Annotated in this window: 11 protein-coding genes; 4 read left to right on the top strand and 7 right to left on the bottom strand. The window is 71.3% G+C overall.

All coding sequences use genetic code 11. The annotated features are described in order from the left end of the window. Positions 1 to 61 precede the first annotated feature (61 nt). From ACFXGX_RS25925 to ACFXGX_RS25900, 6 genes are all read right to left on the bottom strand, one after another. Positions 62 to 2,995, bottom strand: a complete 2,934-nt coding sequence (locus ACFXGX_RS25925; RefSeq protein WP_384795424.1) for a glycoside hydrolase family 2 TIM barrel-domain containing protein — start codon at positions 2,993 to 2,995, stop codon at positions 62 to 64. A gap of 12 nt (positions 2,996 to 3,007) precedes the next feature. After that, positions 3,008 to 3,901: a carbohydrate ABC transporter permease gene (locus tag ACFXGX_RS25920; RefSeq protein WP_384795422.1), complete on the bottom strand. Its 894-nt coding sequence runs from the start codon at positions 3,899 to 3,901 to the stop codon at positions 3,008 to 3,010. After that, a complete protein-coding gene (locus ACFXGX_RS25915; protein WP_384795420.1) occupies positions 3,898 to 4,863 on the bottom strand; it encodes a carbohydrate ABC transporter permease in 966 nt (321 codons plus the stop codon). The genes ACFXGX_RS25920 and ACFXGX_RS25915 overlap by 4 nt, the downstream gene beginning before the upstream one ends. Before the next feature lie 20 nt (positions 4,864 to 4,883). Beyond that, complete coding sequence (locus tag ACFXGX_RS25910; RefSeq protein ID WP_384795418.1) at positions 4,884 to 6,146, bottom strand: ABC transporter substrate-binding protein; 1,263 nt, start codon at positions 6,144 to 6,146, stop codon at positions 4,884 to 4,886. Positions 6,147 to 6,414: 268 nt separating this feature from the next. After that, positions 6,415 to 7,662 carry an ROK family transcriptional regulator gene (locus tag ACFXGX_RS25905; RefSeq protein WP_384795416.1) on the bottom strand — a complete coding sequence of 416 codons (1,248 nt, stop codon included), beginning with the start codon at positions 7,660 to 7,662 and terminating at the stop codon, positions 6,415 to 6,417. A 140-nt stretch (positions 7,663 to 7,802) separates the two neighbouring features. Continuing rightward, on the bottom strand, positions 7,803 to 9,053 hold the full coding sequence (locus ACFXGX_RS25900) for an FAD-binding protein (RefSeq protein WP_384795414.1): 1,251 nt from the start codon (positions 9,051 to 9,053) through the stop codon (positions 7,803 to 7,805). 228 nt (positions 9,054 to 9,281) lie between these two features. Between ACFXGX_RS25900 and ACFXGX_RS25895 the strand changes: the two genes are divergently transcribed. Continuing rightward, positions 9,282 to 10,259, top strand: a complete 978-nt coding sequence (locus tag ACFXGX_RS25895; protein WP_384795412.1) for a hydroxyacid dehydrogenase — start codon at positions 9,282 to 9,284, stop codon at positions 10,257 to 10,259. 303 nt (positions 10,260 to 10,562) lie between these two features. On the opposite strand, the gene ACFXGX_RS25890 is transcribed toward ACFXGX_RS25895, so the two are convergent. After that, positions 10,563 to 11,411: an alpha/beta fold hydrolase gene (locus ACFXGX_RS25890; protein WP_384795410.1), complete on the bottom strand. Its 849-nt coding sequence runs from the start codon at positions 11,409 to 11,411 to the stop codon at positions 10,563 to 10,565. A 163-nt stretch (positions 11,412 to 11,574) separates the two neighbouring features. On the opposite strand from ACFXGX_RS25890, the gene ACFXGX_RS25885 reads away from it, so the two are divergent. The 3 genes from ACFXGX_RS25885 (at position 11,575) to rsgA (ending at position 16,196) form a co-directional block, all read left to right on the top strand. Beyond that, on the top strand, positions 11,575 to 12,897 hold the full coding sequence (locus ACFXGX_RS25885) for a radical SAM protein (RefSeq protein ID WP_384795408.1): 1,323 nt from the start codon (positions 11,575 to 11,577) through the stop codon (positions 12,895 to 12,897). A 417-nt stretch (positions 12,898 to 13,314) separates the two neighbouring features. After that, positions 13,315 to 14,826, top strand: coding sequence for a cellulose binding domain-containing protein (locus ACFXGX_RS25880; RefSeq protein ID WP_384795406.1), 1,512 nt, complete (start codon positions 13,315 to 13,317; stop codon positions 14,824 to 14,826). Positions 14,827 to 15,080: 254 nt separating this feature from the next. Beyond that, positions 15,081 to 16,196, top strand: a complete 1,116-nt coding sequence (gene rsgA, locus ACFXGX_RS25875; protein WP_384795404.1) for a ribosome small subunit-dependent GTPase A — start codon at positions 15,081 to 15,083, stop codon at positions 16,194 to 16,196. Positions 16,197 to 16,226: the final 30 nt, after the last annotated feature.

The raw sequence follows: 16,226 nt of genomic DNA, 5'->3' as shown, positions 1-16,226 counted from the left end.
GCGGCGGTGGGGGGGGCGGGCGCGGCGGGCCCCCCCCCCCCCCGCGCCCGGGACCCGGGCCTCAGTCCCGGATCGGGGAGAACACGAACGAGAACTCCGCCGGAGCGGCCCACAGTTGGTACCGCGGGAGGGCGCCGGGACCGCACGACTGCGAACCGATGCCCTGCTGACCGTGATCGAGGTTGACCCAGACCGTGTCGCCGGGGGCGAGATCCGTCAGATGGTCCGCCGCGTCGAGCTGCTCGGTCGTCCAGCGGCGCGCCGTGAACCAGAACGCCGGGTCGCCCTCGACGCGTACCCCGCCGATCTCGGCCCAGCGGACGCCGGGCCGCGCGCCGTTCTCCTGCGGGCGGACGTACGGTGTCTGCATCGCGTCGACCGTCGATTCCCAGCGCCCGTTCATGCAGGCGGCCTTGGTGTCCGGGTAGCCCTCCCCGGGGCCACCCCCGAACCAGGTCACCCGGTCCGCGGAGCCCGGGAGCCCGAGCCGGACGCCGAGGCGCGGCAACGGCAGTGTCCACCGGCCCTCCGGCGCCACGGACACGGTCAGCCGCAGCCGGGTGCCGTCGGAGGTCCAGCGGTACACCGTGCGCAGGCCCACGTCACGGGCCGCGGGCGCGACCCGGGTGCGTACGGTCAGGGAGTCGCCGTCCGCCTCCACCGCGTCCAGGCGGTGCCGCATCCGGTGCAGGCCCAGGGCGCGCCAGAGCGGGCCGTAGCGGGCGTCCGGCTGCCAGTGCGCGCCGTTGTCGTTGTCGGTCGGGGCGCGCCACACGTCGAGGCGCGGGCCGGTGACCTCGATCCCGCCGAGGGCCAGCAGCGCCCCGGTACGGGAGTCGAACGTGCCCGGCCCGAGGGTGATCACCCCGTCGCCGGAGACCGGAACCGCGGAGGGCGCGAAGGCGGGCGACGCGGGTGTCGCCATGGGGAGTTGGGTCCAGGCGACGACATGGCCGCGCGGTCCCCAGGCGGTCTCCTCGGCCAGTACCGCCCGGACCGTCCACTGTGCCGCGGCGTCCCGCGGATCCACGGGCGGTTCCGGCAGCTTGACGTCGGCCGACTGTCCCGGCGTCAGCGCGGGCACCACGAGCGGGCCCGACCCGACGGTCTCGCCGTCCACTTCGTACGACCACGTGAAGGCCAGGCGGGAAAGGTCCGCGAAGTCGTACCCGTTGGTGACGCGTACGGTGCCGTCCCAGCCCGCGTCGGCCGCCAGGCCCTCGGCGGAAGGCGGGAAGGAGCCCCCGCCGTCGATGCGGACGGGCTCGACGACCTTCTTGAACTCGACGAGCCCGGGGGACGGGGTCCGGTCCGGGAAGACGAGCCCGTCGCACACGAAGTTCCCGTCGTGCAGTTCCTCGCCGAAGTCCCCTCCGTACGCGAACCCGTGGCGCTCGTCCTGGACGCCGTGGTCGATCCACTCCCAGATGAAGCCGCCCTGGAGGCGGTCGTACGTGGTGAACAGGCTCTGGTAGTCGGCGATGCCACCGGGGCCGTTGCCCATCGCGTGCCCGTACTCGCACAGGATGAAGGGCAGTTGACGTCGTTTCAGTCCGCCGCCGTCCCGGTGCCGGCCGATCCGTTCGACCTCGGCATGATGGGCGTACATGCGTGAATAGACGTCCGTGTCACGGCAGTCGTGGTCGCCCTCGTAGTGGAGGAGCCGGGAGCCGTCGCGGCCGCGGATCCACTCGGCCATCGCGGTGAGACCGCGCCCGGTGCCGGCCTCGTTGCCGAGGGACCACAGGACGACCGACGGATGGTTCTTGTCGCGTTCGACCATGCGCGCCACCCGGTCGAGCAGGGCGGGTGTCCAGCGCGGGTCGTCGACGGGGTTGTCGCGCCAGCCCTGTTCGGTGAATCCGTGGGTCTCCAGGTCGCACTCGTCGACGACCCACAGGCCGTAGGTGTCGCACAGGTCGAGGAAGGCGGGGTGCGGCGGGTAGTGCGAGGTGCGGACGGCGTTGATGTTGTGCCGCTTCATCAGCAGCACGTCCGCGAGCATGGTCTCCGGGTCGAGCGCGCGGCCCTTCTCCGGATGCCACTCGTGCCGGTTGACGCCCTTGAAGAGGACGGCCGTGCCGTTCACCTTGATCAGGCCGTCCGCGAGTTCGACCGTGCGGAAGCCGACGCGCAGCGGGACGCGCTCGCCCTCGGTGACCAGTTCGCCGTCGTACAGCCGGGGTGTCTCGGCCGTCCAGGGCAGCACCGGGACGGTGACCGGGGTCCCGGTCCCGACATCGATGTCCAGGTCGGGGACGAGGACCCGCCCGTCGACGTCGGAGTCGACGCGCAGGGTCCCCAGGCCCTCGTGGTGGTCGTAGGAGGCGTGCACGAAGAAGTCGAGCGCGCTGCCCGGCGGCCGGTGCAGCAGGGTGACGTCGCGGAAGATGCCCGGCAGCCACCACTGGTCCTGGTCCTCCAGATAGGAGCCCGCCGACCACTGGTGGACCCGGACCGCGAGCACGTTGCCGCCGGGTTCGAGCAGATGGCCGACGGCGAACTCGTGCGGCAGCCGAGAGCCCTGGAACGTGCCGAGGTCCGTGCCGTTCAGCCAGACCCGGGCACAGGACTCGACCCCGTCGAAGCGCAGGACCGTCCCGCCGTCCGCGGGCCAGTCGGGCGGCAGGTCGAAGCGGCGCAGATGGTCGCCGGTCGGGTTCTCGGTCGGCACGCGCGGCGGGTCGACGGGGAACGGGTAGAGGTGGTTGGTGTAGATCGGCGATCCATGACCTTGTAGCACCCAGTGACCGGGGACCTCCACCCCGGTCCAGCCGTCGGGCTCGTACCCCTCGGCCGCGAAGGAGTCGTCCTCGGCGTCGGCGGTGGGCGAGAGCCGGAAGTCCCAGCGGCCGTTCAGGGACAGGGACCGGGCGTCCGAGGAGGCGTACCAGGCGCGGGGCGGGAGGGCGCCGCTGCCTGGGGAGACGTCCTCGACGTAGTCGGTGGTGGACGGGGGAGAGGCCGGTGGTCCGGGAGAGGTGCGGAAAGACATGCGTCTCCTCGTTCAGCCCTTGATGCCGGTCTGCGCGATTCCCTGGACCAGCCAGCGCTGGAGGAAGAGGAACACGAACACCAGGGGCAGGATGGAAATGGCCGTGGCCATGAAGATCAGATGGAAGTTGACGGTCTGGTTCGTCATGTACGAGGACAGCGCGACCTGGACGGTCCAGGCGTCGGGGTTCTGGCCGATGACCAGCGGCCACAGGAACGCGTTCCAGCCGCTGATGAACGTGATGGTCGCGATCGCGGCGAAGAAGTTGAGGGAGTTGGGCACCACGATGCGCCAGTAGGCGCCCCAATGTCCGAGCCCGTCCATGCGCGCCGCCTCCTCCAGTTCCTTCGGGAACCCCAAGAAGTACTGCCGGAAGAGGAAGCACGTGAAACCGCTGAAAAGCCCCGGGATGATGAGGCCGCGAAGACTGTCCACCCAGCCGAGCGACGACACGAGCACGAAGCTCGGCACGAAGGTCACGGCGGAGGGGACCATCAGGGTGACCAGCACCGCGTAGAAGACCTTGTCGGCGTGGCGGTACGGGATCCGCGCGAGGCCGTAGCCGGCGAGCGAGCACACCAGCAGGGTGCCGAGGGTGTGCAGCACCCCGACGACGGCGGAGTTCCAGAGGGAACGGGCGAAGGGGACGGTGGGGTCGTCGAACAGCTCACGGATGTTGCCCCACTTCAGGTCGGTGGGGAAGAACTGCCAGTTCTCGCCGGTGATGGCGGCGTCGGTCGACAGGGCGTTGCGCACGAGCAGATAGAAGGGGACGAGGAACAGCAGACCGGCGACCCCGGTGGCGATGTACAGGCCGGTGCTGCCGAGGACACCGCCCGGACTGTCCCGCCGGCGCCTTCTCCGCGCCGCCGCGTGGGCCTTGCGGCCCTGGGAGAGGGTGGTCATCCGGCCTCCTCCCCGCGTCCGAATCCCATGAACCTGCCCTGGAGCAGGGTCACCATGCAGATGAGCAGCGTGAGGATGACCGCGCCCGCGCTGCCCGCGCCGTAGTCCTGGGCCTGGCCCAGCGCCGTGTAGTACAGCTCGACGAGCGGCGGGCGGCCCCAGGTGGTCTTCGAGAGCAGGTTGAAGAACTCGTCGAAGGCCTGGTAGGCGGCCACGAGGAGCAGCAGGATCACGGCCGTCGAGGTGGCCCGCAGTTGCGGCAGGGTGATGTGGCGGAAGGACTGCCAGCCGGGACCGGCGCCGTCGATCGCGGCGGCCTCGTAGAGCTCCGGAGGGATGTTCTGCAGGGCGGCCAGGAAGAGGATCATGTAGAAGCCCGCCTGGAGCCAGAGCCGCGCGGTCACGATGACCAGCCAGTACCAGGGCGGATCGGGGTTGGCCAGCCAGGCGGTGTTCTCGATCCCGAACCAGCCGAGGACGGTGTTCATCAGGCCGAAGCGGACCCCGCTGAAGATGGACATCTTCCAGATCAGCGAGGCGGCGACATAGCTGCACGCGGTCGGCAGGAAGAACACCGACCGGAAGAACGCCCGCATGAACCGCAGCCGGTTCACCAGCAGCGCGAGGCCGAGGGAGAGTGCCCAGGTCAGCGGCACGATGAAGGCGGCGAAGACGGTGAACGTGACCAGCGAACCGGTGAAGTTGCCGTTCTCCAGCATCTGCCGGTAGTTGTCGAGGCCGACGAACGTGTCGGGGGTGACGGTGAAGCGAGCCTCGAAGAAGCTCAGCCACAGGCTCCAGCCGATCGGCACGTACACGAAGACGGTCAGGCCGATGAGGAAGGGGCCGGTGAAGAGCCAGAAGGCGAGGGTGCTGCCGCCTCGCCGGAACCGCCGCTGCCGGGCCGCCGTGGCGCCGGCCGGGGCGGAACGCGAGACACCGTGCGACGTGGTGGTCGACATGTCGGGGTCCGTCCGCCGGTCTATCCGAAGAGCTTCTTGAGCTCGCGATTCACGGTCACGTCCGCCTCGTCGAGCGCGGCCTCCGGGTCGCCGTTCTTGCGGACGCAGTTGGCGAAGACGTCCTCAAGTGCGGTGATCATGGACTGGGTCCAGCCGATGTTGTCGAAGTGCCCGTACTGGCCGAAGAGTTCGACGCCCTTCGCCGGCAGACCCGACTTCAGCTTGGTGGCGGACGCGGCGAGCGAGGTACGTGGCGGGATGTGGAAGCCGTACGACAGCGACCAGTCCTCCTGGTACTTCTTCTGGTCGATCCAGAGCCACTTCACGTACTCCTTGGCCAGGTCGACGTTCTTGCTCTTGGCGTTGACGAACATCGACCAGCCGCCGTTGTAGACGGACGGCTTGCCCGAGTCGGTGACCTTCGGGAAGGGGAAGACCCCGATGTCGTCGCCGAGCACCTTCTGCATCTGGGGCATGGCCCACATCCCGCAGAACTGGATCGCGCAGAGGCCCTGGCTGATCGCCGAGGGGTCCCAGTAGTCGGCCGGGGCGTCGAGGAGCAGATGGCCGCTCGTGAACAGGCCCCGCATCTTCTTCAGCCCCTCCTTGACCCCCTCGGTGTGGTAGGCGATCTGGTTCCTGTCGTCGAGGGTGTCGGCACCCGCGGACCAGATCATCGGGTTGATGACGGCGTGCAGGTCGTTGCCGATGAACAGGCCCTTCACCTTGTCCGTCGTCAACTTCGCCGCGGCTTCGACGAGTTCGTCGAGCGTGGTCGGCACGTCGAGTCCCGCCTTCGCCAGCAGGGAGGGCCGGTAGAAGAAGAACTGCGGATCGTCGATCATGCGGACGCCGTAGGTCTTCCCGTCGACGGTGTGCGAGGCGATGTCGGCCGGGTTGAAGTCGTCCTTGACCGGCCCCACGATGTCGCTCAGGTCCGCCACCTGGCCGCTCTTGACGAGCTGGATCTGCGGGTGGAACTCGAAGACGTCCGGCGCGTTCTTGGTGAGCAGTGAGGCGAACAGCTTGCTCTCGAAGTCGCTGCCGGTGATCCACTGCGTGGTCACCTGTGCCTGGTCGTAGGCCTTCGCGTACCGCTTGATGGCCTGCTCGGTGCCCGCCTCCCCGTAGGCGTGGAAGTACTGGACCAGCTCCTTTCCCGAACTCCCGCCCCCGGAGCGCCCGTTGTTGCTGCCGCAGGCGGCAAGCGGCCCGAGGGCGGCGAGGCCGGCGGCGGCCCGCAGTACGGATCGACGGTCCCAGTTGCTGCTCAATGCCGACATGGTGACGTCCTTGTCTTGTGGGCGGTTTGAGTGCGCTGTGCCGGTCAGGTGCGGCCGTGGCTCGAATGCGGCGTGCGGTGCGGGACGTTAACCTTCCGCTAAGGCTTCGGCAAGGGGTTGGACGAAGTCGGCGCGAAGCGTTGCCGGGGGTTCGGGATACCGGACGCCACGGCTCCCGTTCCATCGGAGTGGTGACCTGCGACCAGTCAACTCACGTACACATCACGCCACTTGACGCGCGTCGCGTCGTTGGAACCGATTCCGGCAATCAGGCCGGAGGCGCTGTACGACTCCGCGCGGGGGCGGTCCGCCTGGCCTGCCGCTGGCCGACCGACCGGAGGGCCCCTTCGAGGGCGAACGTGGCGGCGCCCAGACAGACCGGGTCCGTCGGAATGGGGGACAGGACGATCTCCGTGGCCGCGAGCGGACGTCGCAGCGCGCGTCGGGCGACGGCCTCGCGCACCTCCCGCAGCAGCGGTTCCCCGAGCGTGGCCGCGACCCAACTGCTCAGCACGACCACTTCGGGGTTGAGCAGGTTGACCAGGTCGGAGATCCCGGCGCCGAGGTAACGGGCGGTGTCGCGCACGACCTCGATGGCCACCGGGTCCTGCGCGGCGACACCCGCCGCGAGGGCGTCGATGGTGGCGGTCTGGTCCTCCGGGTGCAGCAGCGTGCTCCCGGGGCTCAGCTCCCGCAGGTTCAGCATGATGCCGGGCGCCCCGACATACGTCTCCACACAGCCGTGGTTCCCGCAGTGGCACAGCCGGCCGTCCAGCACCAGCGTGGTGTGGCCCCACTCGCCGGCGCTGTTGCTGACACCGCGGTGCAGTCCGCCTCCGAGCGCGAGACCGGCGCCCACGCCCGTCCCCAGATTGACCACGACCGCGTCACCGCGTCCCCGGGCCGCGCCGAACCACAACTCGGCGACCGCGCAGGCGCGCAGCGGGTTGTCGAGATACAGGGGGTGGGCGATGTGCTCGGCGAGCAGATCGAGCAACGGCACGTCGTGCCAGTCCCAGTTGGGCGCGTACTCCGCGATCCCGGTGTCGCGGTCGACCTGCCCGGGGACGCTGACGCCCACGCCCAGGACCCGCGCGCCCTCCACCCCGGCCTGGGCGACCACCGAGCCGACGGCGGCCGCCGCATGGCCGACCACCTGCTCCGGGCGGCTCTCCCCGGGGCGCATGTCCTCGTCGGCGCGGGCGAGCATGTTCAGGGCCAGGTCGAACAGCTCGACACGGACGTACGTCTCCGCGATGTCGACGCCGATGAGGGCGCCCCCGGCCGCGTTCACCGCCACGAGCCCCCGCGGACGGCCGCCCGCGGAGTCCTCGAAGCCGACCTCGGTCAGCATCCCGAGGTCGAGCAGTTCACCGACGAGCGTCGCGACCGTGGCCAGGCTGAGCCCGGTCGCCGCCGCCAGCTCCTGCCGTGAGGTGGGGGATTCGGCGATGATCTGGCGCAGCACCTCGTACCGGTTCGCGGTGCGGATGTCGCGTGATGTACCGCGCTTCATGGGGCTCCCCTCGCTCCCGCGCACCGGTCGCCTGGCGCGTCGGCCCCTGCGCGCCGCGCCAGGCTATGGCCCGCCGGGGACATTCGACAAGGGGTTAGGAAATGGGGTGGAGAAAGGGCGGCGGCGGGGGTTGGGGAAGGTCAGGGGCGGGGGCCGAGAAAGTCCCGCACGAAGGCGTTGGTGAAGGTCCCCGCCGGGTCGAGCTCGCCGGCCAGCGCCCTGAACTCGTCCAGCCGCGGGGACCGTTCGCGCAGCGCCGCCGACGGCACGGTGAACACCTTTCCCCAGTGCGGCCGCGGCCCGAACCGCTCCAGCGCCCGCTCGACCAGCCGGACCACCGGCAGTACGGCCGCGGTGTCCTCGACCCAGGTGAAGTGCAGGGCCACGGAGTCCCGGCCGTACGCGGGACTCAGCCACTGCTCGTCGGCGGCCACGGTCCGCACCTCGCAGATCTGCAGCACCGGCGCGATCGTCCCGCGGATCGCGTCCAGCGCGTGCAGCGCCGCCAGGGCGTCCGAGCGCGCCAGCAGATACTCCGACTGCAGCTCGGCCCCGCTGCTCGGCGTGAACTCGGCCCGGAAATGCGGCAGTCGCTCGTGCCAGGGGCCCGGCACCCCGAGCTGCTCGGTGCAGTTGCGGGCGGGCATGCCCGGCACCGGGTGCAGGGCCTCGGTCGCGGGCGCCGCCCACGGGAAGTCCGGCGACGGCCGGTCCGTACGCCGCTTGAGCCAGACCTGCCGGAAGCCGGGGCGCCCCCAGTCGGTGAACAGGCTCACGCTGTACGCGGATGCCGCGACCGTCTCGAAATCCAGTCCCTCCAGCGGGAGTTCGGTGAACACGTGCTGGCTCACCTCGAAGTCCGGTTCCAGGTCGAGGGTGAGCGCGGTGACCACACCGAGCGCGCCCAGCGAGGTCACGGCGCCGCCGAACCGCTCCTCGCCCCGGCCGATCACCAGGGCGGAGCCGTCCGCCGTGATCAGCTCGACCTCGCGCACGGCGGCGGCGAGCGGCCCGTTCGTGACCCCGGACCCATGGGTGCCGGTGGCGACCGAACCCGCCACCGAGATGTGCGGAAGGGAGGCCATGTTGTGCAGCGCGAGTCCGTGCTCGTGCACCCGGCGGGCGAGTTCGGCGTACCGGACCCCGCCCGAGACCCGTACCGTACGGGCCCTCGTGTCGACGTCCACCGCGGGCGGCAGCGCGGCCAGCGACAGCAGGACGCCGTCGGCGCCCGGCTCGGCGATCTCGTTGAACGAGTGCCCGCTGCCCAGTACCCGGACACGGGAGCTGTCCGCGACCAGGGCGCGCAGCGCGTCGAGCGAGGAGGGCCGGTGCAGCTCCTTGGCCGCGTACGTGATGTTGCCGGCCCAGTTGGTCAGGGTCCGAGTCATCCCTGTCGTCCCTCCCGCGAGTGGCTGTGCGTGGCCCATGCAATGACCACCCGGGGGAACCTACCCCGTCGGTCCGTCGCGGTGGCAGACCGGTCCGTTGACCGGCCGCGTGGCGCGACCTACGGTAGAGAGCGCTTGCTGTCCTCGGAGCCGCCGAACCGGAAGGCCACCTCCTTGCCCGAACGTCCAGTGGAGTGGCCCTCGGGGCGTCCCGTGGCGATGTTCGCCATGACCCCCGAGAACGTGCCGCGGATCTTCCCTCCGGACACCCTCGCCCGGCTGCGCGAGCGGGTGGACGTCGATCCCTCGCTCGTGGCGGGCGACTTCGCCGATCCTCGCGTACGGGCCCGGCTCGCGGACACCGAGATCCTGATCACCGGCTGGGGTTGCCCCCTCCTCGACGCGGCCGCGCTCGACGCCGCTCCGAAGCTGCGGGCCGTGCTGCACGCCGCCGGCTCCGTGAAGGGCTTCGCGACCCCCGAGGTGTGGGAGCGCGGCATCGTCGTCTCCTCGGCCGCCGCCGCGAACGCGCTGCCCGTCGCCGAGTACACGCTCGCCATGATCCTGCTCGCGGGCAAGGACGTCTTCGCGCACCGGGAACGACTGCGCACCGAACGGGCCTTCCCCTACGGCGAGATCCTCCCCGGCATCGGCAACTTCGGCCGCCGCGTCGGCGTCGTGGGCGCCTCCCGCATCGGCAGACGCCTCATCGAACTGCTCCGCCCCTTCGACCTGTCGGTGAACCTCGCCGACCCCTACGTCGACGAGGCCGGGGCGGCCGCCCTCGGTGTCCCCCTGCTGCCGCTCGACGAACTGCTCGCCGACAGCGACATCGTCACCGTCCACGCCCCGCAGACCCCGGAGACCCGGCATCTGATCGGCCGCCGCGAACTCGCCCTGATGCCCGCCGGATCGGTGCTCATCAACACCGCGCGCGGCTCCCTGGTCGACCACGACGCCCTGATCGAGGCGCTGCGCGCGGGGCGTGTCGGCGCGATCCTCGACGTCACCGACCCCGAGCCGCTGCCCGCCGACTCCCCGCTGCACGACCTTCCGAACGCCTTCGTCACCCCTCACCTGGCCGGCTCGCAGGGCAACGAGGTCGCCCGCCTCGGTCTGACCGTGCTGGCGGAGGCGGAACGTCTGCTGTCCGGGCGGACGCCGGAATTCCGGATCGGCCTGGAGGACCTGGAGCGGACCGCCTGACGGTCCGCCCCGCACGCCCCGCACGCCCCGCACGCCCGTCGGCTTACGCGCCCCGTCGGCCCGTGCCCCGTCAGCCCGCCCGTCGGCTTGCGTGCGATGGCCTTGCCCGCCCCGCCATGCCACCAGCCGTGCGCGACCTCGCCGCGCACGGTCCGCTCCGAAAGCCCGCCCGCCGGCGGCCGGGTTCCTCAGGACGCGCACCCCGCCGGGCAAGGCTCCAGCCGCCAGGGGGCCGGGCCAGGCTGCCAGGAGGCGAGCCGGGCGCCACGGGCCGGAGGTCAGGGGGCAGGTCAGGCCGAGCCGTCAGCCGACGGGCCGGGCCAGGAACGCCTCCGTCGCCGCCACGAACCGCGCCGGATCGTCGAGCCACGGGAAGTGTCCGGCCCTGGGCTGTACGACCAGCTCGGCGCGCGGGAACAGGGCGGCGACCTCGGCCATCGCGGGCGCCGGGGAGTTCAGGTCGACCTCCCCGGCGAGCACCAGCACCGGGGAGGCCAGGCGGGCCAGAGCCGCCCGGGTGGCCTCCGGCGCGAAGGCGCCGTCGGCGAAGCGGGCCGCCGCCTCGTGGTTCTTGTGCGCGTCCTCCGCCTCCCGATGAGCCCGCGCGGCCTCGTCCCAACGGCCGTACCAGAAAGGGGCGATGGCCCGGAACGCGTCGGCGTCCCCCTTGCCGACGACGATCGCCTCAAGAGCCGCGAATGCTTCCGGGAACCACGGCTCGTCCTTGCGGAGCAGCGCCGTCTCCCGCCTGACCTCCGGGGCGATCTCGATCCCGAGGGCGAAGACGCTCGGGGTGATCAGCGCGAGCCGCCCGACGCGCTCCGGGTGGCGCTGCGCGTAGAGCACGGCCAGGTTCGTCCCGGCGGAGTGCGCGAGCAGGTCCATCCGGTCGAGGCCGAGATGCTCGCGCAGGGCCTCGACGTCGTCGACCAGCCGGTCGCAGCGGTACGAGGCGGGGTCCGCCGGGACCGCCGACCCGCCGGTCCCGCGCGGATCCGTCAGGATCAGCCGCCGGTGCGCGGACAGCCCGCCCAGGTTCCCGAGGTACGCGCAGTCCTGCATCGGTCCGCCGGGCAGACACACCAGCGGCGGGCCGTCCCCGGAGGTGTCGAAGGCCAGTTCGGTCCCGTCGTACGCGGTGAAGGCAGGCATGGCGACGACTCTCGCAGCGGCGCCCGGACGGAGCAAACGAGATCCGTCGCGGCGGCGGACTCCCGCGGCGCGGGGGGACCCGGTACGGCCGATGTCCGGGCGGGGGCCTACCGTGAGGAGTCGAACACGTCAGACGAAGCAGTTCGGGAGCGAGGAGAACGGGATGGGCAGCCGCACCGCGCTGGTCGAGGATCTGATGGAGCGGTTCCCGCATGTGCCGCGGGAAGCCGTCATCAAGGAGGACCTGCTCCGCGGGGGCGTGGCCTTCGACGCGTCCGCCCTCAGCGACAACGAGGGCGGCGAGGTCAAACCGAAGTCGTACTTCATCTTCTCCTTCGACCACGGCACCCTGCCCGAGCTGGGCGAGGCCGCGCTCCGGCGCCCGCCCGAGGAGATCATCCTCACCGGCGGCCCGTACGACCTGCGGCGCACCGTGGTCTCCGTGCGCGTCAACCCGTCCTCGCCCTACCGGGTCGCCGCCGACGACGAGGGAGTCCTCGGGCTCTACCTCGACGGGAAGCGGATCTCCGACGTCGGCGTGCCGCCGATGCCCGAGTACTACCGGCACAAGCTCTCCAACGGGAAGTCCGTGATGGAGGTGGCGCCGACGATCCAGTGGGGCTACCTGATCTACCTCACGGTGTTCCGGGTCTGCCAGTACTTCGGCGCCAAGGAGGAGTGCCAGTACTGCGACATCAACCACAACTGGCGCCAGCACAAGGCGGCCGGCCGCCCGTACACCGGGGTCAAGGACGTCGAGGAGGTCCTCGAAGCCCTGGAGATCATCGACCGGTACGACACCGCGAAGACGTCCACCGCCTACACCCTCACCGGCGGCGCGATCACCAAGACGGTGTCCGGCCGTGACGAGGCCGACTTCTACGGCCACTACGCCAAGGCCATCGAGGAGCGGTTCCCCGGACGCTGGATCGGCAAGGTGGTGGCCCAGGCGCTGCCCCGCGACGACGTGCAGCGGTTCAAGGACTACGGCGTGCAGATCTACCACCCCAACTACGAGGTGTGGGATGAGTATCTGTTCAAGATGTACTGCCCCGGCAAGGAGCGCTATGTCGGCCGGGACGAGTGGCACAAGCGCATCCTCGACTCCGCCGAGATCTTCGGCGCGCGCAACGTGATCCCGAACTTCGTCGCGGGCGTGGAGATGGCCGAGCCCTTCGGCTTCACCAGCGTCGACGAGGCCATCGCCTCGACGACCGAGGGGCTGCGCTTCTTCATGTCGCACGGCATCACGCCCCGCTTCACCACCTGGTGCCCGGAGCCGACCACCCCGCTGGGCAAGGCCAACCCGCAGGGCGCGCCGCTGGAGTACCACATCCGTCTGCTGGAGGCCTATCGCGCCACCATGGACGACTTCGGGCTCAAGTCGCCGCCCGGCTACGGAGAGCCCGGTCCGGGGCGCGCGGTCTTCTCCGTCAGCTCCTTCATGGACAGCCTCCCCGCGCAGGAGCCGGCCTCCCAGGTATGACCCGTGCTTGAGGCGCACCCGCACGGCCCGGACGTCGTCCTGACGTCCGGGCCGTCGCGCGTCGGGGGGTGGTGGGCGTCGTATGCCGGGCGTGGGGTGTCGGGTGGGGGAGCGGGGGCCGGTGGGGGGTTCTGTGAAAGTTGAAGCGTTCGGTCTCGCCGGGCAGGCGTTCCGTACGACACTCGGGCGACCCGAGTCCCGGCTCGGGCGGCCCGAGACCGGACCGAGGTCGCCGGCGTTCGACCGGCCGTCCTGTGATCGCGCGACCGCATGATGTGACGGCGTCGCTTGTCAGTTGTGTCGGAACCGTGAAAGGCTCTGGCCCGTTGTTGAGGCACCCCCAACTCTTGCTGAAAACAGGCGAGTTGGGCGTTTGTGTCACGTTGCACGCGGAAGCCGTGGATGCAGGAGCCCCCCATGTCAGACCTGCCGACCCCCCAGGACGCCGCCGAGGCCGCGCTGTTCTCGGAATGCTGGGACGCCGTCCTGTCGTACGCCGATCTGTGCACGTCCGGCTCCGCCGCGGCCACCCAGCTCGCCACCGAGGCGTTCACCCACGGTATCCACGAGGCACGTTCGGCCGCGTCCCGTACGAAGACCACGGGCCGCAGAAACCCCGGGCTGCCCCGGATTCCCCTGCTGCTGAACTCGGTTCGGACCACCGCCGCCGCCTGGGAGGCGCACGGCCAGGGACACCGGCTGGACCCGGACCTCAGGCTGTGGCTCAACTCCGAGAAGGCCGCACGCTACACGGGGCCGCCGCTGCACCGCCCGGTCGCGCTGCGTGGTCTGAGGGACCTTCAGGAACCCGACGCCGCCCTGTTGTGGCTGGTCGAGGTGGAGGCGCTCCCGCTGCCCGCGGTGGCCCGGCGGCTCGGTCTCGACCCGGTGGCGGCAGCCGAGGAACTCGGCCAGGTCCGGGCGCTGTTCAGGGACCGCTGTCACCGCAACCACCTCGACACCCCGATGGACGCGGACTGCCGCAGCTACGCCCGGCTTCTCGACGCGGTCACCCGCTCGCCGGGCGCCGAGACGCCCGAGGACCTCTCGCGGCACCTCGCCCGGTGCGTGGAGTGCGCGGAGGCCGCGGCCTGTCTGCGGCTGCACGGCGGCGGACTGCCCGCCGCGCTCGCGGGCGGGGTGATCGGCTGGGGCGGCCTCGCCTATCTGGAACGAAGGCGCCGCGCCGCCGAGGCGGGGCTGGCCGGCGGCCGTACGGACGCGGCCGCGGACACCGGTCTGGCCGAGATGAAGGAGGCCGCGCCCCGGATCGGCCGCACCGGACTGCTGGTCGCCGCCGTCATCGTCTCCGGCCTCGCCCTCACCGTCTCCCTGATGCCCTTCGGCACCGGGAACGGCGGCGCCGCCTCCGCGCGCGGTGACGCGGCCGACCGCCGTCCGGTGGCCGACCCGGGCGGGTCCTCCCCGGCGGCGACCACCCGTGCCGAGGGTTCGCTCGTCTCGCCCGAGCCCGTGGACGCCACTGCCGACGCGGGCTCCAAGTCCGATCCCGAGCCCCAGGGCACGTCCTCGTCGTCCCCGGCGCACGCCACTCCCAAGGCCCCGGGATCCAAGGACTCCGCACAGCCCGCGCCCGCCACGAAGAGCCCCGCGACCTGCGAGGTGAGGTACGCCCTCGTCGACCAGTGGACGGACGGCTTCCAGGCCACCGTCACCGTCACGTCCGAAGAGGCCCTCGACACCTGGCAGATCGGCTGGACCTTCGACGACGGCCAGCGGGTCACACAGATGTGGGACGGCACCGTCGCCCAGACCGGCTCCCGGGTGACCGCTTCCGCCAAGGACTACAACAAGTCGGTGGCCGCGGGCGGTTCCTTCGCGGTCGGCTTCAACGGAAGCTGGAGCGACGGGAACTCGGCCCCGGACGCCTTCACGCTCAATGGCGGGCGTTGTACGACGGCACGGTGACCCGTCGGGCATTGGATCGGGGCATTTAAATCGATTGACGGGTCCGCGGGGGCCCCGGATACAGTTCACGTGTCGGCATCGAGGCGTGAGCCTCGAGCGAGTACCAGGAGGTGTGACCGATGGCTGTCGTTGCGATGGGCGCTGCCCGCATTCAGAAGTGCATCAAGTCCACCTCCGTGGCCGCCGGCTGACCTTCCTCCTTTCCTTCGCGCCGCAGTGCGCGTCGCCGGGGCCGCCCTTGTGAAGGGTCTCCCTTGACTTCCAGCTCCACCTTCCCGACCCCGTCCGCCTCCCTGGGGCTCTCCCCGCTCGTTCCGTACGGGTGGGACGACGCCTGGGCGGACGAGTTCACTCCCTACGACTCCGAAGGGCTCGTCGCCGGACGGGTGATCCGCGTCGACCGCGGCCAGTGCGACGTCGCCACCACGGACGGCGTCATCCGCGCCGACACCGCCTTCGTGACACCGCACGATCCGCTGCGCGTCGTGTGCACCGGTGACTGGGTCGCCGTCGAACCGGCCGGCAACCCGCGCTACGTACGGGCGTATCTGCCCCGCCGTACGGCCTTCGTGCGCTCCACCTCCTCCAAGCGGTCCGAGGGGCAGATCCTCGCGGCCAACGTCGACCACGCCGTCGTGGCCGTCTCCCTCGCCGTCGAACTCGACCTGGGCCGCGTCGAACGCTTCCTCGCGCTGGCCTGGGAGTCCGGCGCGCAGCCCGTAATCGTCCTCACCAAGGCCGACCTGGTTCCGGAGGCGGCGACCCTCGCGCACCTCGTCCAGGACGTGGAGACCTCCGCGCCCGGGGTCACCGTCCTCGCCGTGAGCTCCTCGACGGGGGCCGGTCTCGACGTCCTGGAGGCCGTGCTCGCGGGCGGTACGGCCGTGCTGCTCGGCCAGTCCGGCGCGGGCAAGTCCACCCTGGCCAACGCGCTGGTCGGCGAGGACGTCATGGACGTAAAGGCGACCCGCGACATGGACGGCAAGGGACGGCACACCACGACGACCCGCAACCTGCTCGTGCTGCCCGGTGGCGGTGTCCTCATCGACACTCCGGGGCTGCGCGGAGTGGGGCTGTGGGACGCCGGGAGCGGGGTCGGGCAGGTGTTCTCCGAGATCGAGGAGTTCGCCGCCGACTGCCGCTTCCAGGACTGCGCCCATGTCGCCGAACCCGGGTGCGCGGTACTCGCGGCCGTCGACTCCGGCGACCTGCCGGAGCGGCGGCTGGAGAGCTACCGCAAGCTGCTCCGCGAGAACCAGCGGATCGTCGCCAAGACGGACGCCCGGGTGCGCGCCGAGATCCGCCGTGACTGGAAGCGCAAGGGGGCGGAGGGCCGCGCCGCCATGGAGGCCAAGCGGGGCCGCTGGTAGCCGGGCACGGGGTGGAGGGCGATGCGCACG

It is taken from the genome of Streptomyces sp. NPDC059371, assembly GCF_042751995.1.
Classification (GTDB): Bacteria; Actinomycetota; Actinomycetes; order Streptomycetales; family Streptomycetaceae; genus Streptomyces.
The sequence above is the reverse complement of the archived record's forward strand: the minus strand, read 5'-3'. Positions and strand labels throughout refer to the sequence as shown.